We start from the raw sequence: 24,432 nt of genomic DNA, 5'->3' as shown, positions 1-24,432 counted from the left end.
CCACCGTGAGCACCACCCCCTCCACCGCGCGCTCGGTCACCAAGACCGTCTCCATAGAGCGCCGCGTCGCCGACGTCTTCGCCTTCCTCGCCGACCCGGCCAACTGGCCCGCCTGGGCGATCGTCAACGTCAAGGCCATCGAGCCCACCGACGAGTCGGACTGGTGGCTGATGACCACCCCGCAAGGTCCCGCCAGGCTCCGCATCCGCGGCAACGCCGAACTGGGAATCCTCGACCACGACTACGTCGATGCCCAGGCATCCTGGCAGGTCCCCGCCCGCGTCGTGGCCAACGGCACCGGATCCGAATTCATGATCACTTTCTTCCAGCCGCCGGCCTTCGCCGATGCCTTCTTCGACGAGCAGGTCGCTCTCGTCGACACCGAGCTCGCCGCCCTCAAGCACATTCTGGAATCCGGCGGGTGAGCCTGCCCCACTCGCGACTCACCGAGGCGGCTGACCAGCTCGACGAGCAGCGTCTGCGAACACCGGCAGGGAGCCGGCCGGGCCGTCCACGCGAACTTCTGGCTCCGCCGCTCGGCCCCTCTCGCCCTGATTTCCGGCATCCGCACCGAGGAGCCCGACGTGAAGCGGCTGGGCCGGCACGCGGACGCCATGCTGGGAGAGCCCGAATTCTTCCTTCGAAAAGCCATCGGCTGGGTGCTTCGCGAGACCAGCCGCCATGACAGCCGCTTCGTGACCGGATGGGTGAAACCGTGCATCGACCGCATCTCCGGCGTCGCCCTGCGCGAAGCGGTCCGCCGCCTCCACGACAGCGACCGGACCTGATCAACGCGTACCGCCGTACCCACGGCCACTGACCCCGTTCCCACGCTATTCGCAAGCACCTGAGACGGCTCGGGATCCGTGCGGATGTCCAGGGGTCATTCTCATCGCAGCCGCCGACCAGCGTGCCTGGCTGACCATCGTGGTGATCAAGGGCACGGCCCCTGCTCGGCTGGGCCATTGGTGACCCTCGATCACCGGCTTCAGCGCGAGGCTGTCGTGGGTGTTGGCGGCCGAGAGGCCGATGAGGGGAGGCAGCCCGTTCGCGTCCGACAGGACGTGCGTCTTACCGGTCTCCGCCGCCGCTTGCGGGGCCGTGGGGCCGCGAAGCGCCTGACGAGGAAGGCGGCGAGCGAGGCGGACCCTCCGGGGCCCTGGCGATCGGCCGGGCGGGATACCTACGGCTTCGTGGCGCGAACGCTGAAGAGGACCGGAAGGGGGTACTCCCAGAGTTGCAGCCGCCAGAGCCCGTCGGCCCCCTGGGTGAGAACGCCGTCCCGGTCGTTGCGTTCACTCGTCAGGTGTTCCTCCACGGCGTTGATCCGCAGACCGGCGGCTGCGAACGCGGACACCACCTCGCCGAGGGAGTGGGACCACTGGACGGTCTCCCGGTTCTCCAACGGCCTGTCGGGGGCGGCGTAGCTCGTCGCGCTGGAGTAGTGCTGCGGCCCGTCGTCGGCGTACGGGCAGTCGACCACGAGGGGACTTCGTTGGTCGATCATGCGCGCGAGCGGATGGAGATCGACGACGGCGAGTCGGCCGCCCGGCCGTAGGGCCCGCGCGGCGCTGCGTGCCCACCCCCGGAGGTCTCCGATCCAGGCGAACACTCCGTAGGAGGCCCATACGACGTCGAAGCACTCCGTCAGGTCCGCGGGCAGGTCGAGAACGTCCGCGGTGACAAAATCGGCAGGCAGGCCGGTGCGCCGGGCGAGTTCCCGTGCGCGCCCGATCGCCACCGGTGAGAAGTCCACTCCGGTGACGCGGGCGCCTTGCCGGGACCAGCTCAGGCTGTCGAGTCCGAAGTGGCACTGGAGATGGAGGAGATCATGTCCGTCTACGTCCCCGGCCAGTTCGACGTCCAGGTCCCGGAGTGTGCTCCCGCCGGCGAGGAACCTCTCCGTGTCGTAGTACGACGCGTCCTGTCCATGGACCAGTGCGCGCTCGTCCCAGCTGCGCCGGTTGAGATTTCGCGCTTCGTCCTCGGAGATGACGTCCCTGTGCTCCGCGGCTCCCGACATGTCCGGAGTCTATCCCGCAGGAACCGGCACCCGGCCGCATGCTCATGCGCCACCGCCCCATCCGGTGTGGCGCCAGCCCGGATAGAGCAGGTCCATCATCTCGCCGCAGTGCGTCTCGAACGTCGCGCGCATGACCGGTGTCCAGTCCTGCGGGCCGTTCGCCCGTCGCCTGGTGAGCACGGCGAACTTCGCCTTGCCGAACCGATCGTGGTTCTTGCGTGGCAGCGAACCGGGCAGAGGTGACAGCCCGAGCGCTTCGCACAGCCGGTTCCGCTCCGGGCCGGGGGCGAGGATGTCCTCCATGCGGACGATCGGCGCTTCCCAGTCCAGCAGCCTGCGGTAGGTCCACGACCAGAAGCGGCAGCACTTCTCGAAACGGTCGCCGGGAAAGGCGGGTTGCAGCCGTGACCAGTGAGCCTCGCGTGGCCGCACGGTCCAGTAGTACCACCCGTCGTTCATCCCGGAGGCCACGGTTCTGCGGCCGTCCCGGCACAGTGCGACGAGTGGCACTCCCGGCAGCGGCCGGTCCTCGAGGAACATCAGGTACGGCGAGACCTCTATGCCGGGTCCGATGCCGTGCAGCAGGGCGACGGCGCCTTCCTGGTCACCGGCGAGCAGACGACGGACCAGCTCTCTCGCGTGTGTCTCGTGCCGTGCCCGGACACGGGTGCCCGCGAGGGAGACGGCCGTGCGGTCGAGGGCCGCGGCGAGAGATGTCGTACCGCAGCGGCCGGAACCGGTGACGAAGCCGTGCGGTGCGGAACCCTGGTGACTGGCCACTGCTCTCCTCCGCTCCTTCCGCGCGTCAGATCGCTGCCATGAGATCGGTGACCGCGGGAGTGACGGCGGGGCTGTCGACGACGGTCTCGGCGTCGCCGAGTTTGCGGTAGGCGAAGGTGGTGAGGCAGGCCCTGGCGACCTCCGTGAAGGCGAAGGACGCTTCCATGGAGGCGAAGCGGTCCACGGCCGCGCTGTCACCCGCGTCGGCCGCCGTACGCAGTCCGCGTTCGAGGTCCACGAGTTCTCGTACGGCGGCGCGCACGTCGTCCGGGCCGCTGGGCAGGGCGGGCAGCTCCACCGGCGTCACCGGTTGTGAGATCAGCTTGCCGACCAACTCGATCTCGTTCTCGTACACATGGAAGGTGCCGGACTGGTGGATGTAGGGGCCGCAGGCGACACCCAGCCGGGCCGCGGCGACCTGGTGCATCACCATGAACAGGAAGGCGTCGTAGGGCAGCACGGTCAGGGCCTGCTGCGCCCGCATCACGGTGATCCAGGTGAGCGCGCCGTCACGCAGGAAGAGTTGGACGCTGGCGGCACAGGGGTGCTCGCGGGACCGTGTGAAGTGGTCCGCGGGATCGAGGATGACGGCGAACGTCCGGCGGTGCGCCGGGTCCCGCCGGATCCGCTCGATGATCGCAGACAGCTGGTTCCCCGGCGCCGCGGCGAGCAGCCGTCGGCCGAACGCCCCGCTCAGCGTGTGCTGGTCGTCGGAGTATTCGTAGGCGCCGCGGCGGTAGTAGGCGGGTGTGCCGACATCGTCCCTGCCGTCCAGCGACCACGCCGCCAGACCGAAGCAGTAGGGGAGGTGGACCGGCAGCAGAGGCGTGAAGGCCAGGCAGGACCGCGGTGAGCCGATGCGTAAGGTGTGGGCGAGCAGCTCACGGTAGGGCCTGTCCTGAGCGCCGAAGCCGGAAGCCTTGGACAGCGGATCCCGCACGGACGGGACCTTGGCGCCCTGGGACAGTATGTTCTCCAGCTCTCCGGCATAGGCCTGGGCGAACGTGTCGTAGGGGGACATCTTGCTCCTCAGCGGTTGGAGAACTGTCGGATGGAACGGGATGTGGTGGCACACGCCATCATCGTGAGCGCGCCCACGGCCAGTGCCGCACCGGTCGCGGGATAGCCGCCCCACGTCACCAGTGCTCCCACGGCCGCCGGCGCCAACGACGTGACGGCATTGCTGAGCAGATTCACCGCCGAGTGCACGCGGCCCTGCAACTCGTCCGGTGCGTGCGCCGTCTGATAGCCGAAGATGATGCTCTGTGTCGGGGCGATGGTCGTGGCAAGCAAGAAGATCACGACTGCCACGGCCCAGGGTGCCGAGCTGACGGCGAGGACCGCGAGCATCGGGGGCCACAGCCACCCCAGGGCGACCAGCAGGGCGCCGTCACGGTACTTCGTGCGCAGCCACGGCACGGCCAGCGCCCCGGCGGCCCCGCCGACACCGCCGCAGGCAAGCAGTATTCCGATGACCGCCGGTGCGACACCGGCCGTACGCAGACCGACGATGACGCCCAACGGCATCGCCGCGACGATCGCGTTGATGCCGCAGAGATAGATGAGACTCGCCCGGCCCGGCCGGTCGTGCCAGACCCAGCGCATGCCCTGGAACAGTTCCGACGTGGCCAGCCGCACCTTGTGCTCCGTGCCGGATAGGCGGGCGGTGATGCCCAGCACGGTGGTGAGCGACACGAGGTAGGAACCGGTGTCGACGAGGAACGGCACCGGCGCTCCCAGCGAGAACAGAAACCCGCCGACGGGCGCTCCGGCGATGGTCGCGGCCTGGAGGTAGACCTGGTTGTGTGCGATCGCCTCGCTCAGCCGCGCGCGGGGGACGAGGTACGGGAGTACCGCGCGTTCCGCCGAGAAGAAGAACACCGAGAACGCACCTTCGAGGAAGGCCGCCCCCAGGACAAGGGGGTAGCCGGCCGTCCCGGTCAGGACCGCCGCGGCAAGGCCACCGGCCGTGGCGGCCCGGCCGATGTCGCACCAGATCAGCACACGCTTCCTGGAGCAGACGTCGACCACCAGCCCTGCCACCAGGCGCAGCAGCAGTCGCGAACCCGTGCTCACCAGCCCGACGAGGCCGGCCTTGAACGGGGTCCCGCCGAGTTGCAGCACGAGCAGGGGGTAGGCCAGATCGCTGGCCGCCGAGCCGACGCTGGAGACTCCCTGCCCGAACCACAGCAGCCAGAAATCGCGGCCGAACCGGGGCCGACCCGAGCGGGTACCAGCCTGGGACGGGCCGGACACCGGGGCCGGGTGCTCACTCATCGAGGCGGTCAGACCTGGGAGGTGTCCGACTGCCGGTGGAGCACCCTCATCCGCTCGGCGAACTCCTCGGCGAGGACGCCGTAGAGCACTGCGTCGACCGGGGTGCCATTGACCAGCCTGGCCTTGCGCGCCACCCCTTCCTGGACGGCGCCGGCCGCCTGACACGCGGCGGCCGCGGGCAGGTTCTGCGCGAGGACCCAGGCGTAGATGCGGCGCAGTCCCATGACGTGGAAGCCGAATTCGGCCATCAGCAGCGCGGCTTCGCGGCCGAGTCCAAGCCCTCGGTTGCTGATGTCGCCGAGTGCCAGCGAGACCTCGGCCGACCTGTCCTCGGAGCCGGGATTGCGCAGCGCACCGAGCCCGAGGGCGGCGCCGTCCTCGGGCGAGCACAGGACGAAGGTCGCGTCGTGGTACGAGGGTTTTCCGTGCTTGTCGATCCAGTCCCGCCAGCCGCCGCGGCCCACCGGGTAGCGGTAGCCGAACATGTCGCGGAAGTACTCCTCCGACACCGTCGCCCTGGAAGAGCTGGACACCGACTGGACAACCAACTCCGGCCTCACCGCCCGGCTACGCCACCTGCTGCCCCAGGGCGCGGACGCCGTTCTCGACTACACACCCGACGGCCCCACCACCTGGCAAGCCACCGCCGCCCTCGCCACCGGCGCGACCATGGTCCACATGGGCGGAAACCCCACGCCCTGCCCGTTCCCCGCCCTCACCCTGATGACCAACTGCTGGCGCCTCATCGGCACTCGCTCCTGCACCCGCTCCGACGCCCACGAAGTCCTGCGCCTGATGGAGAGCGGCCTCCTTCAGGCGGAAGACCTGATCACCCACCGCTACCCGCTCGCCGGCGTCCGCACCGCCCTGCACATGCTCCAGACCCGTACGGAGCCCATGTGGATGGCTGTCATCAACCCCTCCGAACCGTCCCACGAGAGGCCATGACCTCCAGCAGCCTGAAGAGCAATGCTCCGACACGGAGTGCGCCGTCGCATCATGGGACGTGATGTCGGCGGTCACTACGCAAACGCCCTGCCCTCGGCATTGGAGCTGCCGGGGACAGGGCGCTTGGAATGCTGCCGGGACCTTGCCGGCCCAGGCCGTCGCGGAATACGCGTCCGGGCCCGTGCCACCACCGTCGGGCACGCACCTCTGCACTCGGTCTCAAGGAGGCCGTCGTCAGGGGTGAGCCGCTTCAACGATGATGCGTTGGCAACGGCTCAGAAGTACGACGGGACGTAGGTGTAGCAATAGTTGTGGCCGCCGTAGTACGAGTCGCCGTCGAGTAGCAGCCAGCCGCCCGTGCCCTTGCCCACGATGCCGTCCTTGTCGAGGCTGTGGCCGGAGGCACCCTGGTACCACTTGACCCAGCTCTTGGTGTTCGGACCCCACTTTCCGTCTTCGTCCAGCGGGCGTCCCTTGCCCTTGGACGATGCGACATCGTTGACGAGGTGCTGCACGCACCACACGCCGTGGGTGTTGTTGGCGTAGCCGTCGCCGATGTAGCCGGCAGACGGAGACGCCTGGGCCTGAGCGACAGCGCCGACCGCGAGGAGTGCGGTCGCGGCGGCGACGCCGACTGCCCTGGTGACAGTCGTCAGACGCATGGAGAAGGTCCCTTCTTTCCCGTCGGCTTCCTGATGCCTTGTGGTCCTCATCTCGGTCCCTCCGTTGTCGGTCGGGGCCGGCGCGCGCAGGCACGCGCGCCGCCATGTGCCAGCCCCGGACCCCCTGGACGCAGCACCTGCCTGCTTCCCTGCAAGACGGGCGCCGCACCCTGTTCCCCCGGTTGACCTGCCAGGGTTATCCGGGGCTGACCAGACCGAGTTCACCTGGCCGGGCATTGAATGGACAGCCCGCTTCGCCACCCTGATCAATGGCCGCAGCACAGGCCACAGGCACATGTGCGGCCGCTGGCGAAAGAACGCGCCCTTGGTTTGTCCTCGTGCCGCGGGCGCGCGTAGCTTCGCGAGCCACAGCGCCGCATCCACGGGGGAGGCGGGACGAGGTAGGGGAGGCGTCGATGGCGGGACGTCGGGAAAGCCCACTTGACCCGAGTACCGGGCCGGTTGCGCGGTTCGCGCTCGAACTACGCAAGCTCCGCACGGACGCCGGCAGTCCGACGTACCGGTCGATGGCGCAGCGCACGGGGCAGGGGGCGAGCACGCTGTCGCAGGCGGCGGGCGGTGAGCGGTTACCGACCCTGCCGGTGGTCCTTGCCTACGTCCAAGCCTGCGGCGGGGATCCGGGAGAGTGGGAGGCGCGGTGGCGCCAGACAGCTGCGGAAGCGGCGGCCAAGCCTCGTACAGAGGATGAGGACGCCAAGCCTCCATACCGGGGACTGGCCCGCTTCGAACCCGCCGACGCCGGTCTGTTCTTCGGCCGTCAGCGGCTCACCGACCGCCTGTTCCAGCAGGCCTGCGCGGGACGCTTCACAGCAGTCTTCGGCCCATCGGGGAGCGGTAAGTCCTCCTTGCTGCGCGCTGGCCTCCTCCCGCGTCTGCGCGCCCCCGGCCCTGCCGGTCCGCAGCCGACCGCCGTGCGCGTGCTCACCCCCGGAGAACACCCCCTGCGCACCCACGCTCAGCGCCTGGTGCCGGCCGACGGGGACGGCGACACATGGCTGCTCGTCGACCAGTTCGAAGAGCTTTACACGCTGTGTACCAGCCCAGCCGAACGTGACCAGTTCATCGACCGGCTCCTGGCCGCGACCGACCCAGCGAACCAGCTGCGCGTCGTCATCTCCGTACGCGCCGACTTCCTCGGCCGCTGCGCTGAGCACCCCCAGCTGACCGCCGCTCTTCAGGACGCCACCGTGCTGGTCGGTCCGATGAGCCGGGAGGAGCTGCGCGAAGCCATCGTCAAGCCTGCCCAGACCGCCGGTCTGATCGTCGAGCGCGCCCTGACCGCCCACATCCTCGACGAGGTCGAAGACGAACCTGGCGCGCTGCCGCTGATGTCACACGCCTTGCTGGAGACGTGGCAGCGCCGCAGAGGCCGCGCTCTGACGCTCGAAGCCTATGAAACGGTGGGCGGTCTGCACGGTGCGATAGCCCGCACAGCAGAGGACGCATACGCTCGCCTCACCCCGGCCCAAGGCGACCTTGCCCGCGGGATCCTGCTGCGTCTGGTCACCCCGGGCGAGGGAACTCCCGACACCCGACGGCCTGCTTCGCGCGCGGAGCTCGACTTCGGCAACCCGACCGACACGTCCATCGTCCTTGACTGCCTCGCCCGCTCCCGCCTGCTCACCCTGGACCACGACACCGTCGACCTGGTCCACGAAGCCCTCCTCACGGCGTGGCCCCGGCTACGCCATTGGATCGACGAGGCCCGCGAACAGTTGCGAGTCCACCGGCAACTGACAGAAGCGGCACGCGTCTGGAAGCAACTGGGAGATGACCCGGGCACGTTGTACCGAGGCGTGCGCCTGACGGTCGCCGCCGCCCTGCCCCGGTCCTCTCTCTCCAACGCCGAGAAGGAGTTCCTCGACGCGTGCCTCGCTGCCGGGCTCGCCGAAGAGGCGGCGGTGCGGCGCCGCACCCGTCTCCGGCACCAGGCAGTTGCCTTACTCGGCCTCCTTTCCCTGCTGGCAACGGTCACCGCCCTCTACGCCGTCCACGCCCAGCACACAGCGGACCAGCAGCGGGACATCGCCCAGTCGCGGGAACTGGCAGCCCGGTCCGAGGCGGTGCTGCCCCGGCTGCCGGAGGCGGCCATGATGCTGGCGCTCCAGGGCTTTCGGACGGCGCCCACAGCAGAGGCCCGCGGCAGCCTGCTCAGCTCCTACGCCAAGTACACAGCCAACGAGTTGACCGGCCACACCGCTGCCGTCCAAGCGCTGGAGTTCAGCCCGGACGGGCACACCCTGGTCACCGCCAGTGCCGACCACAGCGTCAAACTCTGGGACACCAGCACACATCAGCTGACTGCAACGCTGACCGGCCATACCGACGCGGTCAACGCCGTGGCGTTCAGTCCGGAGGGACACACCCTCGCCACCGCCGGTGCCGACCACAGCGTCAAACTCTGGGATACCGGCACACAGCGGGAGACTGCCACCCTCACCGGCCACGACAACACCGTCAACGCCGTGAGGTTCAGCCCGGACGGACACACCCTGGCCACCGGCAGCTCCGACGGCACGGTCAGGCTGTGGAACACGGCCACGTCGCGCACGGCGTCCATCCTCGATCTGCACACCGGGGCCATTTCGGCCCTGGCCTTCTCCCAGGACGGCGCTATCCTGGCCACAGCAGGCACAGACCGTGCAGTGCACCTCTGGTCCACGGCGTCGCGGCACGTCACCCACACTCTCACCGGATTCAGGGACGCCGTCCGGGCACTGGCCTTCGCACCGAGCGGGCGTACCGTGGCGGCAGCCAGTGACGACGGCACGGCCAGGTTGTGGAATGTCACAGGACCTCGCGATCCCGCCGTCCTCGACCGGCGCGGGGAATCTGTGACCGCTGTCACCTTCTCGCCGGACGGCCGGACTCTGGCCACCGCCGGCTTCGGCGGCGTCAAACTCTGGGACGTTCGAACCCGCCGGGCGATCGGTGCCCTGGCGGGTGACTCCGATGTGGTGGCGTTCAGCCCCGACGGTCGCACTCTCGCGACGGCCGACGCCTTCGCGGCGGCAGATCCAGTAGCGCAGTTGTGGAACGCAGCGACCCGCCGAAAGACCGCCGTACTCGGCGATACTGCGTCGGCCAACCGGGTCGCCTTCAGTCCGGACGGCGGCACCCTCGCCACCACATTTGCCTTCGGCACGGTGCTGCTCTGGGACCTGCACCGGCACCGACAGGCCGCCGCCTGGAGATCGGGGCAAGGGGATGTGTGGGGGCTGGCTTTCAGCGCTGACGGCCGCACGCTGGCCACCGGAGGCTACGACCACACGGTGCGGCTGTGGAACACATCGAGGCACCGGCAGACCGCAGTCCTCACCGGACACACCACCACGGTCCTATCGGCAGCTTTCAGCCCTGACGGCCGCACTCTGGCCACCGGATCCTACGACGGGACGGTGCGCTTGTGGGATGTCGCCGCGGGCCGCACCATCGCTGTACTGCGCGGGCACACGGACGCGGTGATGGCACTGGCGTTCAGTCCTGACGGCGGCATGCTCGCCACGGCCAGCAGTGATCGGACCGCGCGGCTGTGGAGCGTGGCCGCACGCCGCACCATCGCCGTACTCCACGGCCACACGGACGTGGTGATGGCACTGGCGTTCAGTCCTGACGGCGGCGTGCTCGCCACGGCCAGCAGTGATCGGACCGCGCGGCTGTGGAGCGTAGCCGGACGCCGCTCCATCGCCGTACTCCAGGGGCACACCGACATCGTCTCGGGAGTCTCCTTCACCCCGGACGGGCGTACGTTGATCACTAGCAGCTACGACCACACGATCAGGATGTGGCAGACGGACACAGCTCGGACAGCCGCTGTCCTCGACGGCGACAGCGACGGCATCAGGGCAGCTGCGCTGAGCCCTGACGGCCGCACCCTCGCAACCATCGGCGACCTCGGCGATCGACGGGTATGGAGCCTTGACCCGGAATGGACAGCCGGACGTATCTGCCAGGCCAGCCGAACGCACCACTGGGCCGACCTGCTGGCCGATCTACCCGGAGCACATGTCAGCTGCTGAGACACACGCGGCCGACGGCGCAGCGAGAAGCCCACCGGCCACCTGCGCCTCGTGCCGCCGGGGAGAGGCTGAGCTCGCTACGCGAAATCCGGCCAGGATTGTCAGTGGCCCAGGGCAGACTGGTCGGACGCAGCTCACTCAGGCACGAAGTCGCCGCCCTGGCCGTCGCGTTGCCGGAGGACGAGCCGGGCGGCCATGAGTGACTTGCCGACGACGAATGGTGTGTCGCTCATGAGGATCCTCGCTGCGATAACGGCCCGGCCTTGGGCCGGGCACGCGTGCGCGGGCGTGGTGGACGGCGGCGAGCTGAGCGGCGGCCGGAGGTCCCCAATCGAAGAGCTCCCGGGCCTGCTCGGGTGTGGCCGGGATGCGGATGGAGGCGCGGCCGGTGGCCGGATCCACGGGCGGAGGTCCCAGGTGCGTGAGGGTGGCGGCGTACCGTAGGCGGGTGCACGTCTCGTCCGGGGCGGAGAGGTGCCCGAGAAACCGCGGCTCATCGAACTCGGCTGCGGCTTCCTCGAACGTTTCCCGGCGCAGGGTGAGCGCGGGGTCGCCGCGGTCTTGGAGTTCGGGAGTGCCGCCGGGCAGGCCGCGCCCGTGTCCGGCTCCAGTAGCACGAGCGCGCAGCAGTCCGGTGCGAACAGCCAGCCCCTGACCTGGCGTACGGGAAGGTGTTCCGGGGCCGTGCCGGTACGAAAGGGGAAGTGGTGCCGGGCGCGGGCGGCGCGCAGGACCTCGTCCCGGTCCAGGGGGTGGGCGCGGACAGGGCGCGGCGGGCGTCGTCCTGAGCCATCAGGGCGGGCAGGTCGGCGGGTTCGACGAACTCGATGCCGCCGATCTCACCGGAAAGTTCATGGCCGGGGGCGTTGCCCGACCGTGGGGGAGACCCAGTCGACGGCCAGTCCCCGGGTGACCGTCCGGAACCGGATGCCGTCCACCTCGATGACGAGCGGCTGGTGTCCCTGGAGTAGAGGTCCACAGGCCGAGCCAGCGCGGCGATCGGCTCCGCTTCCTCCCGCAGGACATTCCACGCGGCACGACTCCAGTCAGCCGGCACCAGCTCACCGGCCGGGTCGGCCGCCATGACGCGCTTGCTCGGGTAAGTGACCGATACCTCGCAGAACTGCACCAGCCGCGCACCCGGCTCAGCCATCTGCGCACGGACCTCCTGCCCGGCCGCCCGCAACGCGCCTCGCTCGGTGGGGTCTCCCGGCACCGTGCTCTGTCGGCACGGGGCCGGGGCGTCAGACGGTCAGCCCTCATCACCGGCTACAAGGTGGGCGACCTGGTCACCGAATGGGTCGGCCAGGCCCAGTTCGACCCACAGCTCATGGGCTACATCGAAGGCGCCCCGCCGGTCCCCTCGGAGAACCTCACCGACAAGCCCGACGGCTACGCCGCCGCCTCCTCGGTGCCGGGCTTCGACGCCGATACCTACAAGCAGCGCAACACCGTCGAACGGCGCATCAACAAGCCCAAGCAGTGGCACGGCCTGGCTGCATGCACCGACAGCGCCTTGACCTCCTGGCGGCCTCACCCGGCACTCCAGTGCCCTGTTGCCGGGTTGACGTCGACGCTGCTTGATGCCGCCCCCGAAGTCGAGACGCAGAGTGTCCGTCCCGATCCGGAACTGGGTGTCGACCGCGAGAATCGAGGAGGGGATCTCCGCGCCGATGGGGGGGTAGCCACCCCGCTGGCGCCGTGAGCATCGCGATGAGAATTGCGGGTCGGGCGTTGTGACCCTACGAGGCGGTCGCGTCGTCGACCGTGTCCCGGATCTCCAGGACGGTGTCGACGGCGGTGATGGCGCAGAGGCGCCGGACGGGGGCGGACGGCGCGACCAGGCGCAGGGTGGCCGCTTGATGGGTGAGGATCAGCAGGTTCAGGAACGTCGAGTCCGCAAAGGTGACGTGTGAGGCGTCCAGGACCACCTTGGGGTACTTCTTGGCCGCGGCGTCCAGCGCGTCGGCCAGGGGCTGGATCGACTGCAGGTCGTAGGCGCCGTGAGCCTCGATCACCCAGGCGCCGTGCCGGCTGTACTGGAGCACGTCGGCCCCGTGTGCGACAGACGCCTCTGTCTGCTCCGCCGCCAGCGTCGCGCTGGTGCCGCTCGTAAGGGTCGGGGTGACGGCCTCGTCCCACACCATGCCGGAGCTCCTTCTCATCGTTTCTCACGGGATCACGCCACCTGTTACGTGAAAACTATGTCATGTAAATGGGTTCAGGCAAGCACGGTCATAGAATGCCGACATGGCCGGAGTGCACGAGACACACAGGGGATGGACGTTCATCACCAGCCACGCGCGCGTCCTCGCAGCCATCGCCGACAACCCCAACGTCCGTATCCGCGACCTCGCCGCTCACTGCCGCCTGACCGAGCGCGCCGTAGCGCGGATCATCTCGGACCTCGAACAGGACGGTTACCTCTCCCACACCCGCGAGGGACGCACGAACACCTACCACATCGAGCCGGACAAGGTGCTGCGCCACCCGGCCGAAGCCGGCCTGCCCGTGGCGTCGCTGCTCTCCCTGCTCGTACAGGACGAAACCGAACGCACTGTGCTGGCCACCGCTCGCCACTGACAGGCGGCAAAACGGCCTGCCACCGGCCCGGGTGGGAACGCGTCCGGTCCGCTGACGGCCGCGTCGCCCGGCAGGAGAGTGCCTCGCCCGGCAGCGCCACCACACGGGCGGTAGCACTGCTCAGATGTCCACGCCGTGGCACGCGGCGGGGCGGACAGTGTGCGCCTACGGCCGACGTGCGCACCATGGGCGGTGCGAGGAGCGGCTCGGCAGCGCTCAACCGCCCGGTGTTGCGGATGGTGACGCGGCAGGTGACGGTCTGGCCGACGGTGACGGTGTGGCGTCGTTCTCGCAGGTGGCGCCGGCGGTGTCGGTGACGCGGCCGCCGCCGCGGAGTTGGCCGCCACGCTCCAGGACAGCAAGCGGGCGCGCGAGGCCGCTTACGGCCCCCGACCGCAGCCCGCCCCGGCGACGGCCCCGCCGCCGCACACCCGGCAGCCCGGCACGCCTGGCCGAACCACAGGAGTCACGTGGACACGTGGACACTCCGCAAGAACGCCCCAAGCCCGACGACGCTCTGGCCCACGCCCTTGGCGCCCGCGAACAGTTGGCCGCCGCGCTCGCCGAGGACCGGGAGCCCGAGCCCGATGTGCCCCTGGGATGGCAGCCGATCCGGAAGCCGCCCCGGAAGCCGAGGTCGAAGGCGGACAAGGACAAGGAGCTGCGCAAGCAGCGTCGGCGACTACAGGACGCCGGGAAGCGCCGCTCGGCCGCCGCGCCGGCCCCGCTTCCGCAGAACCGGATCGGCGACGCGGCCGCGCGCCGCGTCGCCCGCGCCGCGGACCTGCCGCCCGAAGATCATGCCGCCCGCGCCCTCGCCGACGTAGTCCTCGAGGACGCAGACCGGGCGCCCTTACGTCCCGGCGGAGGGCACCGCGCAGTGTGCCCAGAACAGGGCCCGGCTCGTCCGCGCTTTGTACGAACGCCTGGACCGTTTCGCGAGCGTCGCACTCCGGGACCAGGAGCGGCTGCGCTGGGCCTTCAGCCGCCTCGCCTGACTACGCCGCCCATGCCTCCCGCCCCGCCGCTGCCGCCCGTCACCGTGGTTCTCGACCGCCACGACGACGCGCTGCACACGCACACCGCCCTGGCCGCCCACCATCCGCCGTCCGGCGGCGTGCCTCGGTCCGTCTCTCCGAGCGACCGGACGGCGGCCCAGCACCCGTCCGTGCGGGGGAGACGCTGGAACCCCGATCGGGTGTGTCCAGTCAACGGCTGATCTTGGTTGTTGAGATTCAGTGGCTGGTGGTGGGGGTGAGGCGTCCTTCGAAGGCGATCTGGAAGGCGTTAAGAGGTGCCTTGAGCCTTCGCCAACTTGAAGACGCAGGTCATGGGGCTGGTGTGATCGGTCCTCGGGGCGCTCGTGCTGGTTGTGGGCGGGAGTCCGCGGGGAAGATCATCCGTCAGCGGTTGACTTCGAGGTTCGTCAGGACGAGCAACGCGCGCAGGATACGGGTGGCGCGGGCGGGTTCGGTGCGGAGTTTGGTGAGGATCCGCCAGTTCTTGAGGTGTGCGAAGCCGTGTTCAACCGGTGCGCGCCCCACGGCGAGGATGCGGTTGGCTTTCTTCTCTCCGGGGGTGAGCCTGTGGGTTCGGCTGGCGGTATAGCCGGTGACGATCACGGGGGCGAGGATGTCGTTGTCGAGGCCGCGGAAGCCGAGATCGGCCAGCGCTCCGAGGCCGGCGGCTCGCAGGTGGGTCAGGATGTGGTCATGGCGGGCGGCGGTGTTGTCGTGGGTGCGGCCGGGCCGGGCGGCGGATATCCAGATCAGGCGCCCGTTCTCGTCGGTGAGGGCGAGGAAGTGCAGGCCGTGGCTGCGGTGCTTGCCGGAGTAGTTCCGCCGGTCGGCCTTGCCGGTGCGACGCTGGGTACGGATGAGGGTGCCGTCGATCAGGACCACCTCCCCGCCCTGCTTGGTGACCTTGTTCAAGGCACGGTCCAGGCGTGGGGCTTGCGCGGCGAGCAGGCCGATTAGCTCGTCCCGCCAGCGGCGGACGGTGGACTCGGACACGTCGTTGCCGCCGACCATGTCGGCCAAGCGCTGGTCGTGCCGCAGCACGGCCAGGACGATCACCGCGATCTTTCCGGGCGGCAGGATCCGCCACCTGGAGCGGATCGCCTTCAGATGGCGTCGCAGCAGACCGGCGAGGTGGCTGACGGTGCGCGTGGACAGCGATAAACGGCACTGGTAAGTAAGCGCGCTGGAATTCTCGGCAGGCTGTTCAGTTCTCGTCACACAGCCTCAACGGCACGTGGAACACCTCCAGTTACGCCACATCTCGACAGGCTCCAACGTGGGAGGGTGGTCTTTGCCCTGTTCCGGTGTCTGCTGGAGCCGTTAAACAAGAAGTGGGGCACGGTAGGAGGAGTGAGTGAAGGGTCCTGACCTGTCCCTCGGTGCGCGTCTGGCCGCCCACGGTGCCGTTTCCACATCGCTGGCTCTGCGCAGTGACCGGAGTCTGCGCGAGTTCGTGGACGCCGCAGCACCGCTGGGGTCGGGCATCGGCGGGAAGACGGTCCTGCTGGAGGTCGAGGGAACCCGGGTCTTCGTCAAGCAGGTGCGGCTGACCGATCTGGAGCGACGGCCGGAGCATGTTCACTCCACCGCGAATCTGTTCGAACTTCCGGCCTTCTGCCACTACGGCATCGGCACCATCGGCGGCCCGGGGTTCGGGGCCTGGCGGGAGCTGGCCGCGCACACCATGACGACGAACTGGGTGGTCGCGGGAGACTACGAGGGTTTCCCCCTGATGTACCACTGGCGGGTGATCCCAGACTCTGGCCGGCCGCTGCCCGAGGAACTGGCCGATGTGGACCGAGCTGTCGCCTACTGGGGAGGCGGATCAGCGGTACGCCGGCGGATCGAAGCTCTCCAGCATTCCACGGCAAGCCTTGTGCTGTTCCTGGAGTACATCCCGCAGAACCTGCACGACTGGCTGGGCGTCCAGATCGGGGCCGGTGACGAGGCGGCCGAGCGGGCCTGCGCCATGGTCGACGACGAGCTGAAAGTCGGCATCGCGTTCATGAAGGCTCGCGGGCTTCTGCACTTCGACGCCCACTTCGAGAACATCCTCACCGACGGCCAGCGGCTCTTCTTCACCGACTACGGCCTCGCGATCTCCTCACGCTTCGACCTCGCACGGGACGAGGCCGACTTCTTCGACCAGCACCGCACCTACGACCAGTACTACGCCGTCACCCACCTGGTGAACTGGCTGGCCGTCGCTCTCTACGGATACACACCGGAAGAACGCAAGGCGTTTGTGAATGCGTGCGCCCAAGGGGTGCCCCCAGAGGGGGTTCCCGCGTGGGTCGCGGCGCTCCTTGTCCGTCACGCACCCGTCGCCGCGGTGATGGGCGACTTCTATCGTGAGTTTCAGCAGGAGAGCCGAGCAGCTCCCCATCCGCTGGCAACGATCTGTCGGATGGGGCGAAGTACGTGATCAGCAGCCGCCGGTCACAGGCGGGTGGTGAACCGGCCGTCGGGTAGCTTCCGCAGCCAGCCCCGGTCGACCAGTCGGACCAGCTTTCCGCGTAGCGGTTCCAGCTTGGATCGGATGTTGACGTCCACTCCTAGCATCTCGCCGACCTGCCGAGCCATGACCGGTCCAGCGGCCTGTCGCACGGCGGCGAGAATGCGCTGGTAGTCCGGCGGGAGCGCGTTCTCCTTCACATCGGAGGTGCGGTGTGGGATCAGCATGACTGCCCGCCCACCCACCTGCGTGGGCACCGACGTGGCCGAGACGCGCTCATCAGCGATCTGTTCGCTCACCCGCTCAAGAACCCGTTCGGCGACAGCAAGTTCGTCTCGCTCGGCCCGCACCTCCGCCAGCTGCTTGGCCAGCTGTGCTTCGAGTTCATCCAGTTCCGCGCGCCGCGCGGTGATCCGTTCCAGCAGCTCGGGATCCATGCACCGGATCGTAAATGGCCGCCTGACCCCAGCGAGTAGAAACCAGCGAACCGTCCGGCTCTGTCAGACGATCTACTCCGCAGACAGCCGCCCACGACCAGCGCGAGTACTTCGAGAGCCGGTCACACCAGGCCGCTGACCTGCTGCTTCAGGTTGGCGGAGGCTCAGTGGACCCCACCGCGCTCCGCACCCACTCGACTGCGTGGAGCCCACCCGCTGGGGTTGCGTTGACAGCGACTGGTCCGGCTGCGCGACCGTGGGCAGCGCCTGCCCCGGCGCCCCTCGGTCGGGGCACGCGCGCTGGGTGAGAGAATGCCGTAATGGATATTCGCAGCAGAAACAATGTGACCGTGACGGGTCTGGCTGAGGGGCCGGCGGTGGTACTGGCGCACGGTTTCGGCTGTAATCAGAACATGTGGCGGCTGGCAGTGCCGGCCCTGGAGGAGCGGTACCGGGTGGTGCTGTTCGACTATGTCGGCTCCGGTGGTTCGGATCTGTCGGCCTTCAGCCGGGAGCGGTACTCCTCGCTGGAGGGCTATGCCCAGGACGTGGTCGAAGTCTGCGACGAGCTGGAGCTGGAGGGCGCGGTGTTCGTCGGGCATTCGGTCAGCGCCATGGTGGGGGTACTGGCCGCGCGCCAAGCGCCGGAGCGGATCGGGGCGCTGGTGATGGTGGCCCCCTCTCCCCGCTACATCGATGACGACGGCTACCGCGGCGGCTTCACCGCGGACGACATCGACGAGCTGCTGGGTTCGCTGGACTCGAACTATCTGGGCTGGTCTGCCGCGATGGCGCCGGTGATCATGGGGAATCCCGAGCGGCCGGAACTGGGGCAGGAGCTGACCAACAGCTTCTGCGCCACCGACCCTGACATCGCGGCGGTCTTCGCCCGCACGACGTTCCTGTCCGACAGCCGCGAGGACCTGAAGAGTGTGACGGTGCCGACCCTGGTGCTGGAGTGCGCCCAGGACGTGATCGCGCCCCGCGAGGTCGGCGCGTACGTGCACGCTGCCATCCCCACCTCCCGCCTCGTCACTCTGGATGCGACCGGGCACTGCCCGCAGCTGAGCGCGCCGCAGGCCACCAACGAAGCATTGCTCGACTTCCTGGAGTCCTTGCGATGATGTGCCGCACCGGGCAGGAACCGGACCCGCCGGAGGCCGGGAAGACCACGACGGACGCCGCGTTCACGGCGCTGCTGGAGGACAGCGCCGAGGACCTGTACGAAGCGGCCCCCTGCGGTTATCTGTCGACCCTGATGGACGGCACCATAGCCAAGATCAACACCACCCTGCTGGACTGGCTCGGCCTCCAGCGCGAGGCGGTGGTGGGCAGGCTCCGCTTTCCCGATCTCCTCACCGTCGGCGGAAAGCTGTATCACGAGACGCACTTCGCGCCGCTGCTCCGCATGCAGGGTGAACTGCGCGGAATCGCCCTGGAGATGAAGGGCACCGACGGACGCCGGCTGCCGGTGTTGGTGTCCTCCGTGGTCAAGCACGGGACCGAAGGCGAGCCACTGCTGATCCGCACCACCGTCTTCGACGCCTCCGACCGCCGCGCCTACGAACAGGAACTCCTGCGACGCCGCAAAGAAGCCGAAGACGCACGCGCCGAGGCCGAACGGGCCCACGCGGAGGCGGAAGCGGCCCGGCGCCAGGCCGAAGCCGACCGGGAACGGCTGTCCGCCGCAATCGCCGTTCTCCAGCAGTCCCTCGTACCCTCCACATTGCCCGCCGTGCCGGGGCTGGAAGCGGCCGTCTACTACCACACCGCCTCCCCCGACCGGCTCGGCGGCGACTTCTACGACCTGTTCCCCCTCGCCGAGGGCCGGTGGGCGTTCTTCCTCGGCGACGTGTCCGGTAAGGGCCCCCAAGCGGCCTCCCTCACCTCACTGACCCGCTACACCCTGCGCGCTGCGGCACTGCACGATCATGAACCTGCCGCAGCACTGGCCACGCTGAACGCCGTCCTTCACGAGCGGTATACCGCGGGCGGGGACCCCCGCTTCTGCACCGTCATCTTCGGCGTCATCGAACCCCCCGACCCCGGCGGCCGCACCCGGCTGCGCCTTGCCTCCGGGGGACACCCTCCGGCGCTGGTCATGCGGGCCAACGGCCAAGCCGACTACCTCCCCACCCCCGGCGGACTCCTCGTCGGTGCCCTGCCCGCCGCGCCGTTCAGCACCGCCCAGACCACCCTCGCCCCCGGTGACACGCTTCTGCTCTACACCGACGGCCTCACCGAGGCCCGCACCGGCCCCACCCGAGAGCACCTATTCGGCGACGACGCCCTGCGTGCCTTCGCGACCGACCACGCACCCGCCACCCCCCAAGCGATGATCAGCGCGCTGACGGGGCTGCTGGAGAGGTTCGGCGACGGCCTGGACGACGACACCGCCCTGCTCGCCCTCGGCGTCCCCTCCACCCACCCGACCCAGAGCCCGGTGACGAATCAACTCCAATGAGCCCGCTGACCATCACCCACCACAACACCGGCACCGGGCCCGTCCTGCACGTAGCCGGCGAACTCGACTACGACCAGGCCAATGCCCTGCGCGAGCGGGTCGAACAGCTCGACCTGCACGCAGGGCAGAGCCTGACCATCGACCTGTCCGGCCTCGAATACTGTGACTCCACCGGCCTCACCGCCCTCCTGGCCGCGCGCCAGTACGCCAGTGCCGCCAACGCCGACGCGGTCCTGACCGCCGTGCCCGCCGACACCCTCCGCATCCTTGCCATCACCGGCTTGGACCACGTCTTCACCATCCACACTGGCACTGACGCAACGCACGCTTAGGCACGGTCTCGTACAGCCAGGAGCCGGCATACGCGCGGTAGCGCCCATCGGTTCCGCCTGGCGGGCGGCGCCGCCGTAAACCCACGCGCCGGTGAACCGGATCCGACCGGCTGCCCGTCATGGCCACGGGCGCGGCCGCCCGCGCACGTAGCTGGCGGCGAGCGCGGTCGCCGCGAGCATTGCACAAGTCCGGCTTCCTGCCCAAGTACAGCTGGCTGACGTGGGTCGCACACCCCCGGGGCGAGCGAGGAGGAGTTCCTTGGCGCTCTGCGGCGCAAGCAGCGGCGATGCGACCCTCCGCATCCTTCTCAGGATCCGTCCGGTGGCCGTCGCCCACAACGCGCGAGTCCTCCAGGAGCTCCCCCGGAGGACTCGCACGGGGGCTGTATTCCGAACCCCGTCCTCGCGAGTAGCCACAGGACGGAAATCATGCCCGGAATAGCCGGAGAGCCCAGGCGCTCGGAGCAGCGCGATGTCGAGGGGCTCCGGGGCAGGGGGAAGACGCGGGACCGGAGGTGCCGGCGGGCGGGCACCTCCGGCAGCAGCTCGAGCGGCTACTTCTTGGTGCAGACCTTGTGGGGCTTGACCCAGACCCGCTTGGTCTTGCCGTGAGCCGTGACCGTCCGGTAGTGGCCCTTGACCTTGTGGCACTTCTTCCCGACGGTCGGTGCGGCGTGGCTGACCGTCGTGGTCGACGGCGCCGCGGAGGCGGTACCCGACGCTACGACGCCTGCCCCCGTGGCCAGCATCGTCGCTGTGAGCCCGGCGGCGAGGCTGCGTGCGATTCCGATCTTCATGCGGCAACTCCTTTCCAATCCGGCGCGTCCCCCAGGCCCTGGCGCCTCGGACGGGAGCCCGGACCGGGAAGCGCACCTTCGAGGGTCACCTCAGACATTCGAACGTGCACTCCCAGAGCGACACGTCACCCGTTCGGAGCACGCCTTCGTGCGTTCTCGCCGCTCCGGCACCATCCTGTGGCCGCACTGACGGTTGGGCACCTCCTGTCCGCGCCCGGCGGCTTAGCACACCGGCCCGGCCTGCCCGGCCGATCCCGGCGAGCCGGCCGGGGGCAGGATGCGGGCCGGGGGACCCCCCCCGCCTCCCGTTTCAGTACGAGTGCGCCATTCGCGCCGGCGTGGTGGTGCGCGAGAAGTCGTGCGCCACCACCGTCACCACCGCTGCGGGGCCGGGCGTATGACGTTGTGGCCTACCAGCAGGCGGCGATGTCCGAGCTAGTTGCTCGCACCCGAGCCGGGCGACCCCGTGCACGACGGCCAACCGGGACCGGCTTGCCCTGTGGGGCGGGCAGACGACATAGTTTTCCAGCTCCTGGGGAAGCCGGCCCCACCCGCGCTCCGAGGTGTCGTGGCTGATGTCCGTCATGGCGGTGTCGGGCCGTTCAGGCAAAAGCCGACGGCCACATCAGGTCTGCGTCCGGTCACCGCTGGGCCAAGAACGTCTAAATCGACGGCCCAGGTTCCGGATACCGGACACAAGCGGTGCTTGTCGGTCACTCGCGCGTGTGCGAAGCGTGCGCAGGGACCCCGTGGTGCCGACTCTACGTGGCACCGCGCGGGACTTGGCTTGGCCTGACGGACGGTGACGTGAGCCGACGAACTCGGCTGGCGGTCGAAGTGCCGTACCGGGCGGGCGGCTTGAATCCTTCCTTGTTCGTGCAAGGAACGCGTTGCCATACTCGTCGGCGCTTGGCATGGGCACGCCCTCTTCGGCTCGTGGCGTCTCCGTGCCGTGCCTCCCTCCGGCCCCGGCCCTCCGAGCGGACGGGGCAACCCCCACTGGAGGCTCCACATGAGGAAACGCCGTACAACTGTCGCCACCTGCACCCTCAGCGGTGCGAGTGCGCTGGCGCTCTCCGCAGGCGCACTCGTGCTTCCGGGCGCCGGCACGGCCGCCGCGGCCCCGGCCGACGCTCCTCCCGCCGCCCGCGCCCAGGCAACCGCCGCACTCCTGGCTCACCTCGGCGACCATGCGGCCGGCTCCTACTACGACGCCTCGGCCCACCACTTCGTCGTCAACGTCACCGACCCGTCCGCCGCGGCCCGGGTCCGCGCCGCCGGAGCGGTTGCCAGAACCGTGCGCTTCTCCACCACCCAGCTCCGCTCCGCCACCACAGCCTTGGCCCGACGGGCCCGGATCGCGGGCACCGCCTGGGAGATCGACCCCCGCCGGAACAAGGTCGTGGTGACCGTCGATCCCACCGTCACGGGGGCGAAGCGCACCCGGCTCGATGCCGTGACCAGGGCGCTGGGGGACGAGGTCCTCGTACGCCGGGCGGCCTCCCCCTTCAAGCCGCTGAGCGCGGGCGGCGACGCCATCTGGGGCAGTGACGTGCGCTGCTCCCTGGGGTTCAACGTCTCGGTCGACGGCTCGCCCTACTTCCTGACCGCCGGTCACTGCGGCAACGCCGCCTCCAGCTGGTCCGACTCCCAGGGCGGCGGCGAGATCGCCCAGACCGTCGACTCCCACTTCCCGGACACCGACTACGCCCTGGCCCAGTACGACGACCCGGCCAGCGACCACCCGAGCGCTGTCGACCTCTACGACGGCGGCTCTCAGCAGATCACCCACGCCGCTGACGCCTACGTGGGCGAACAAGTCCAGCGCAGCGGCAGCACCACCGGTGTGTACGGCGGCACAGTCACCGGCCTCGACGCGACCGTCAACTACCAGGAGGGATCGGTCTTTGGACTGATCGACACCACTGTCTGCGCCGAGCCCGGCGACAGCGGCGGCGCGCTTTTCGACGGGGACGCGGCGATCGGGCTGACCTCCGGCGGCAGCGGCGACTGTTCCTCCGGCGGCGAGACCTTCTTCCAGCCGGTGCCGGCCGCGCTGAGCGCCGAGGGCGCAACCATTCCGTAACCGGTGGCCCACGGCTCCGCGACGTGACGTGACGTGACGTGAGGCCGCCACCGGTGTGACTCATCCCGGTGAGTGCGCATGCCGGGGACCGGTGGCCGGCAGGCGACGGCGGAGCGAACCGGCAGAGGCGGCTCGGGAACCCGGCGGAGCCGCCTCGTCGGCACCCGGCCCGCACGCGCCGGAACCTGGCGGTGCCGGGTCCGCGAACGGGCACTCGCCCCTCAACCGGAAGAAACGCCGCTCGCTCGGCGGTCGGCCGCCGAAGTTCGACCCGAGTGACTACCGCGAGAGGCACGCGGTCGAGTGCGGCATCAACCGCCTCGAAAGACACCGGACCGGGGCCACGCGACACGACAAGCTCGCGGTCCGTTACGAGTCGACCGTCCTCGTCGCCGCCGTCAACGAGTGGCTGTGACACCCCCCGAAACAGGCCCTCAGAGGGCGTTTACGCAGGTCAGGCCCGATTAGAGCCTTTGATCCGTGTCATATTTTGAGGTGTATGGGTGGGTGGGTGGCTATCGAGCCTCCTGAAGCTGCGAACTCGACTGTCCGTCTCATCCGAGGTTGCACCTTGAAGTTCGTCTGGTTTGAAAAGATCACAGAAACGCCTGAGGGCAGCGGAATGACGACTTCCGGTGTAGTCCATGATCACGCTACGGCGTGAGCCAGCGGAAGCCGTACCCCAGCGACCTGTCCGACGCCCGATGGGCCCTGATCGAGCCGACGTTGACGGCTTGGCGGGAAGCCCGGCTCGACCGCCGGCCCACCGGCCAGCCGCCCAAAGTCGACCTCCGTGATGTGTTCGACGCGATTCTCTACCTGAACCGCACCGGAATCCCCTGGAAATACCTCCCGCACGACTTCCCGGGGCACGGCACCGTCTACTTCTACTACGCCGCCTGGCGCGACGAGGGAATCTTCGCCCAACTCAACTACGACCTCACGGGATTGGCCCGCGCGAAGGAGGGCCGCAAGCCCGAACCCACCGCCTCCGTCATCGACACCCAGAGCGTGAAGACCTCCAGCAACGTGCCTGTGACCAGCCAGGGGACCGATGCCGCCAAAAAGATCGTAGGCCGCAAGCGCGGCATCCTGACCGACACGCTCGGCCTCATCCTCGCCGTGACCGTCACCGCCGCCGGCCTCCACGAAAACGCCCTGGGAATACGCCTCCTCGACCAAGCGAAGGAAACGTATCCGACCATCTCCAAGAGCTGGGTCGACACCGGCTTCAAGAACGCCGTCGTCGAGCACGGGGTGAAGCTCGGAATCGACGTCGAAGTCGTCAACAGGAACCCCGGAGTTCGCGGATTTCACGTAGTGAAAAGACGCTGGGTGGTGGAACGGAGCATCGGGTGGATCATGATGCACCGACGCCTCGCCCGCGACTACGAAACCCTCACCGCCAGCTCCGAGGCCATGATCCACGTCGCGTCCATCGACAATCTCGCCAAGCGCATAACGGACGAGACCACGCCAACCTGGCGAGGAACCTACTAGGGCATAAGCGGCAATCCGCCTAGATCAAA

Annotated in this window: 22 protein-coding genes and 1 pseudogene; 12 read left to right on the top strand and 11 right to left on the bottom strand. The window is 69.3% G+C overall.

Annotated features, from left to right (window positions below; all coding sequences use genetic code 11):
- Positions 1 to 5: 5 nt before the first annotated feature.
- Both ACE4Q9_RS00310 and ACE4Q9_RS00305 read left to right on the top strand, forming a co-directional pair.
- Entirely contained in the window at positions 6 to 425 is a 420-nt protein-coding gene (locus ACE4Q9_RS00310) for a hypothetical protein (protein WP_397982144.1), read from the top strand.
- 30 nt (positions 426 to 455) lie between these two features.
- On the top strand, positions 456 to 788 hold the full coding sequence (locus tag ACE4Q9_RS00305) for a DNA alkylation repair protein (RefSeq protein ID WP_397987075.1): 333 nt from the start codon (positions 456 to 458) through the stop codon (positions 786 to 788).
- Positions 789 to 965: 177 nt separating this feature from the next.
- Here ACE4Q9_RS00305 and ACE4Q9_RS00300 read toward each other — a convergent pair.
- The 6 genes and pseudogenes from ACE4Q9_RS00300 to ACE4Q9_RS00275 all read right to left on the bottom strand — a co-directional run.
- A pseudogene (locus tag ACE4Q9_RS00300) lies at positions 966 to 1,073 on the bottom strand (IS5/IS1182 family transposase); the annotation flags it as partial.
- Positions 1,074 to 1,183: 110 nt separating this feature from the next.
- Positions 1,184 to 2,023, bottom strand: coding sequence for a class I SAM-dependent methyltransferase (locus ACE4Q9_RS00295; protein WP_397982143.1), 840 nt, complete (start codon positions 2,021 to 2,023; stop codon positions 1,184 to 1,186).
- A 42-nt stretch (positions 2,024 to 2,065) separates the two neighbouring features.
- Positions 2,066 to 2,803, bottom strand: coding sequence for a hypothetical protein (locus ACE4Q9_RS00290; RefSeq protein ID WP_397982142.1), 738 nt, complete (start codon positions 2,801 to 2,803; stop codon positions 2,066 to 2,068).
- A 25-nt stretch (positions 2,804 to 2,828) separates the two neighbouring features.
- A complete protein-coding gene (locus tag ACE4Q9_RS00285; protein WP_397982141.1) occupies positions 2,829 to 3,824 on the bottom strand; it encodes a thymidylate synthase in 996 nt (331 codons plus the stop codon).
- An 8-nt stretch (positions 3,825 to 3,832) separates the two neighbouring features.
- On the bottom strand, positions 3,833 to 5,080 hold the full coding sequence (locus ACE4Q9_RS00280) for an MFS transporter (RefSeq protein ID WP_397982140.1): 1,248 nt from the start codon (positions 5,078 to 5,080) through the stop codon (positions 3,833 to 3,835).
- Positions 5,081 to 5,088: 8 nt separating this feature from the next.
- Positions 5,089 to 5,565, bottom strand: coding sequence for a GNAT family N-acetyltransferase (locus ACE4Q9_RS00275; protein ID WP_397982139.1), 477 nt, complete (start codon positions 5,563 to 5,565; stop codon positions 5,089 to 5,091).
- Here ACE4Q9_RS00275 and ACE4Q9_RS00270 point away from each other — a divergent pair.
- Positions 5,564 to 6,028: a zinc-binding dehydrogenase gene (locus tag ACE4Q9_RS00270; protein WP_397982138.1), complete on the top strand. Its 465-nt coding sequence runs from the start codon at positions 5,564 to 5,566 to the stop codon at positions 6,026 to 6,028. The two genes, ACE4Q9_RS00275 and ACE4Q9_RS00270, sit on opposite strands and share 2 nt — an antisense overlap.
- A 275-nt stretch (positions 6,029 to 6,303) precedes the next feature.
- Here the strand turns inward: ACE4Q9_RS00270 and ACE4Q9_RS00265 are convergent, their stop codons facing one another.
- Positions 6,304 to 6,690: a hypothetical protein gene (locus ACE4Q9_RS00265; protein WP_397982137.1), complete on the bottom strand. Its 387-nt coding sequence runs from the start codon at positions 6,688 to 6,690 to the stop codon at positions 6,304 to 6,306.
- Between the two features lie 527 nt (positions 6,691 to 7,217).
- On the opposite strand from ACE4Q9_RS00265, the gene ACE4Q9_RS00260 reads away from it, so the two are divergent.
- Positions 7,218 to 10,730: a hypothetical protein gene (locus ACE4Q9_RS00260; protein WP_397982136.1), complete on the top strand. Its 3,513-nt coding sequence runs from the start codon at positions 7,218 to 7,220 to the stop codon at positions 10,728 to 10,730.
- Positions 10,731 to 12,006: 1,276 nt separating this feature from the next.
- On the top strand, positions 12,007 to 12,435 hold the full coding sequence (locus ACE4Q9_RS00255) for a hypothetical protein (protein WP_397982135.1): 429 nt from the start codon (positions 12,007 to 12,009) through the stop codon (positions 12,433 to 12,435).
- Positions 12,436 to 12,472: 37 nt separating this feature from the next.
- On the opposite strand, the gene ACE4Q9_RS00250 is transcribed toward ACE4Q9_RS00255, so the two are convergent.
- On the bottom strand, positions 12,473 to 12,877 hold the full coding sequence (locus tag ACE4Q9_RS00250) for an STAS domain-containing protein (RefSeq protein WP_397982134.1): 405 nt from the start codon (positions 12,875 to 12,877) through the stop codon (positions 12,473 to 12,475).
- Positions 12,878 to 12,980: 103 nt separating this feature from the next.
- On the opposite strand from ACE4Q9_RS00250, the gene ACE4Q9_RS00245 reads away from it, so the two are divergent.
- Positions 12,981 to 13,313 carry a helix-turn-helix transcriptional regulator gene (locus ACE4Q9_RS00245; RefSeq protein WP_397982133.1) on the top strand — a complete coding sequence of 111 codons (333 nt, stop codon included), beginning with the start codon at positions 12,981 to 12,983 and terminating at the stop codon, positions 13,311 to 13,313.
- 1,403 nt (positions 13,314 to 14,716) lie between these two features.
- On the opposite strand, the gene ACE4Q9_RS00240 is transcribed toward ACE4Q9_RS00245, so the two are convergent.
- Positions 14,717 to 15,550 (bottom strand): transposase family protein, encoded by an 834-nt coding sequence (locus ACE4Q9_RS00240; RefSeq protein WP_397982132.1) that lies wholly within the window; start codon positions 15,548 to 15,550, stop codon positions 14,717 to 14,719.
- 136 nt (positions 15,551 to 15,686) lie between these two features.
- Here ACE4Q9_RS00240 and ACE4Q9_RS00235 point away from each other — a divergent pair, with 136 nt between their 5' ends.
- Positions 15,687 to 16,757 carry a protein kinase family protein gene (locus ACE4Q9_RS00235; RefSeq protein WP_397982131.1) on the top strand — a complete coding sequence of 357 codons (1,071 nt, stop codon included), beginning with the start codon at positions 15,687 to 15,689 and terminating at the stop codon, positions 16,755 to 16,757.
- A 14-nt stretch (positions 16,758 to 16,771) separates the two neighbouring features.
- Here ACE4Q9_RS00235 and ACE4Q9_RS00230 read toward each other — a convergent pair whose 3' ends face one another.
- Complete coding sequence (locus tag ACE4Q9_RS00230; protein ID WP_397982130.1) at positions 16,772 to 17,224, bottom strand: hypothetical protein; 453 nt, start codon at positions 17,222 to 17,224, stop codon at positions 16,772 to 16,774.
- A 320-nt stretch (positions 17,225 to 17,544) separates the two neighbouring features.
- On the opposite strand from ACE4Q9_RS00230, the gene ACE4Q9_RS00225 reads away from it, so the two are divergent.
- Genes ACE4Q9_RS00225 through ACE4Q9_RS00215 form a run of 3 tightly spaced genes read left to right on the top strand, consistent with a single transcriptional unit; the run spans position 17,545 to position 20,020 of the window.
- Positions 17,545 to 18,348: an alpha/beta fold hydrolase gene (locus ACE4Q9_RS00225; RefSeq protein WP_397982129.1), complete on the top strand. Its 804-nt coding sequence runs from the start codon at positions 17,545 to 17,547 to the stop codon at positions 18,346 to 18,348.
- Positions 18,348 to 19,688 (top strand): PP2C family protein-serine/threonine phosphatase, encoded by a 1,341-nt coding sequence (locus tag ACE4Q9_RS00220; protein WP_397987074.1) that lies wholly within the window; start codon positions 18,348 to 18,350, stop codon positions 19,686 to 19,688. Before ACE4Q9_RS00225 ends, ACE4Q9_RS00220 begins: the two co-directional genes overlap by 1 nt.
- The gene (locus ACE4Q9_RS00215) at positions 19,685 to 20,020 is read left to right on the top strand and encodes an STAS domain-containing protein (protein ID WP_397982128.1); all 336 of its coding nucleotides are present in this window, start codon (positions 19,685 to 19,687) and stop codon (positions 20,018 to 20,020) included. Before ACE4Q9_RS00220 ends, ACE4Q9_RS00215 begins: the two co-directional genes overlap by 4 nt.
- A gap of 554 nt (positions 20,021 to 20,574) precedes the next feature.
- Here ACE4Q9_RS00215 and ACE4Q9_RS00210 read toward each other — a convergent pair.
- The gene (locus tag ACE4Q9_RS00210; RefSeq protein ID WP_397982127.1) at positions 20,575 to 20,817 is read right to left on the bottom strand and encodes a hypothetical protein; all 243 of its coding nucleotides are present in this window, start codon (positions 20,815 to 20,817) and stop codon (positions 20,575 to 20,577) included.
- A gap of 1,012 nt (positions 20,818 to 21,829) precedes the next feature.
- Here ACE4Q9_RS00210 and ACE4Q9_RS00205 point away from each other — a divergent pair.
- A complete protein-coding gene (locus ACE4Q9_RS00205; RefSeq protein WP_397982126.1) occupies positions 21,830 to 22,903 on the top strand; it encodes a S1 family peptidase in 1,074 nt (357 codons plus the stop codon).
- A gap of 660 nt (positions 22,904 to 23,563) precedes the next feature.
- Positions 23,564 to 24,403 carry an IS5 family transposase gene (locus ACE4Q9_RS00200; protein WP_397982125.1) on the top strand — a complete coding sequence of 280 codons (840 nt, stop codon included), beginning with the start codon at positions 23,564 to 23,566 and terminating at the stop codon, positions 24,401 to 24,403.
- Positions 24,404 to 24,432: the final 29 nt, after the last annotated feature.

The sequence above is a fragment of the Streptomyces sp. AM6-12 genome (genome assembly GCF_044327085.1).
Taxonomy (GTDB): domain Bacteria; phylum Actinomycetota; class Actinomycetes; order Streptomycetales; family Streptomycetaceae; genus Streptomyces.
This window is presented reverse-complemented; position numbering and strand designations above follow the sequence as displayed.

Excerpts from the sequence above, each read along its gene's own strand:
- ACE4Q9_RS00295 (WP_397982143.1), bottom strand. The coding sequence starts at position 2,023 with ATGTCGGGAGCCGCGGAGCACAGGGACGTCATCTCCGAGGACGAAGCG.
- ACE4Q9_RS00285 (WP_397982141.1), bottom strand. The coding sequence starts at position 3,824 with ATGTCCCCCTACGACACGTTCGCCCAGGCCTATGCCGGAGAGCTGGAG.
- ACE4Q9_RS00280 (WP_397982140.1), bottom strand. The coding sequence starts at position 5,080 with ATGAGTGAGCACCCGGCCCCGGTGTCCGGCCCGTCCCAGGCTGGTACC.
- ACE4Q9_RS00270 (WP_397982138.1), top strand. The coding sequence starts at position 5,564 with ATGTCGCGGAAGTACTCCTCCGACACCGTCGCCCTGGAAGAGCTGGAC.
- ACE4Q9_RS00275 (WP_397982139.1), bottom strand. The coding sequence starts at position 5,565 with ATGTTCGGCTACCGCTACCCGGTGGGCCGCGGCGGCTGGCGGGACTGG.
- ACE4Q9_RS00265 (WP_397982137.1), bottom strand. The coding sequence starts at position 6,690 with ATGCGTCTGACGACTGTCACCAGGGCAGTCGGCGTCGCCGCCGCGACC.
- ACE4Q9_RS00260 (WP_397982136.1), top strand. The coding sequence starts at position 7,218 with ATGGCGCAGCGCACGGGGCAGGGGGCGAGCACGCTGTCGCAGGCGGCG.
- ACE4Q9_RS00250 (WP_397982134.1), bottom strand. The coding sequence starts at position 12,877 with ATGGTGTGGGACGAGGCCGTCACCCCGACCCTTACGAGCGGCACCAGC.
- ACE4Q9_RS00245 (WP_397982133.1), top strand. The coding sequence starts at position 12,981 with ATGGCCGGAGTGCACGAGACACACAGGGGATGGACGTTCATCACCAGC.
- ACE4Q9_RS00230 (WP_397982130.1), bottom strand. The coding sequence starts at position 17,224 with ATGGATCCCGAGCTGCTGGAACGGATCACCGCGCGGCGCGCGGAACTG.
- ACE4Q9_RS00225 (WP_397982129.1), top strand. The coding sequence starts at position 17,545 with ATGGATATTCGCAGCAGAAACAATGTGACCGTGACGGGTCTGGCTGAG.
- ACE4Q9_RS00220 (WP_397987074.1), top strand. The coding sequence starts at position 18,348 with ATGTGCCGCACCGGGCAGGAACCGGACCCGCCGGAGGCCGGGAAGACC.
- ACE4Q9_RS00215 (WP_397982128.1), top strand. The coding sequence starts at position 19,685 with ATGAGCCCGCTGACCATCACCCACCACAACACCGGCACCGGGCCCGTC.
- ACE4Q9_RS00210 (WP_397982127.1), bottom strand. The coding sequence starts at position 20,817 with ATGAAGATCGGAATCGCACGCAGCCTCGCCGCCGGGCTCACAGCGACG.
- ACE4Q9_RS00205 (WP_397982126.1), top strand. The coding sequence starts at position 21,830 with ATGAGGAAACGCCGTACAACTGTCGCCACCTGCACCCTCAGCGGTGCG.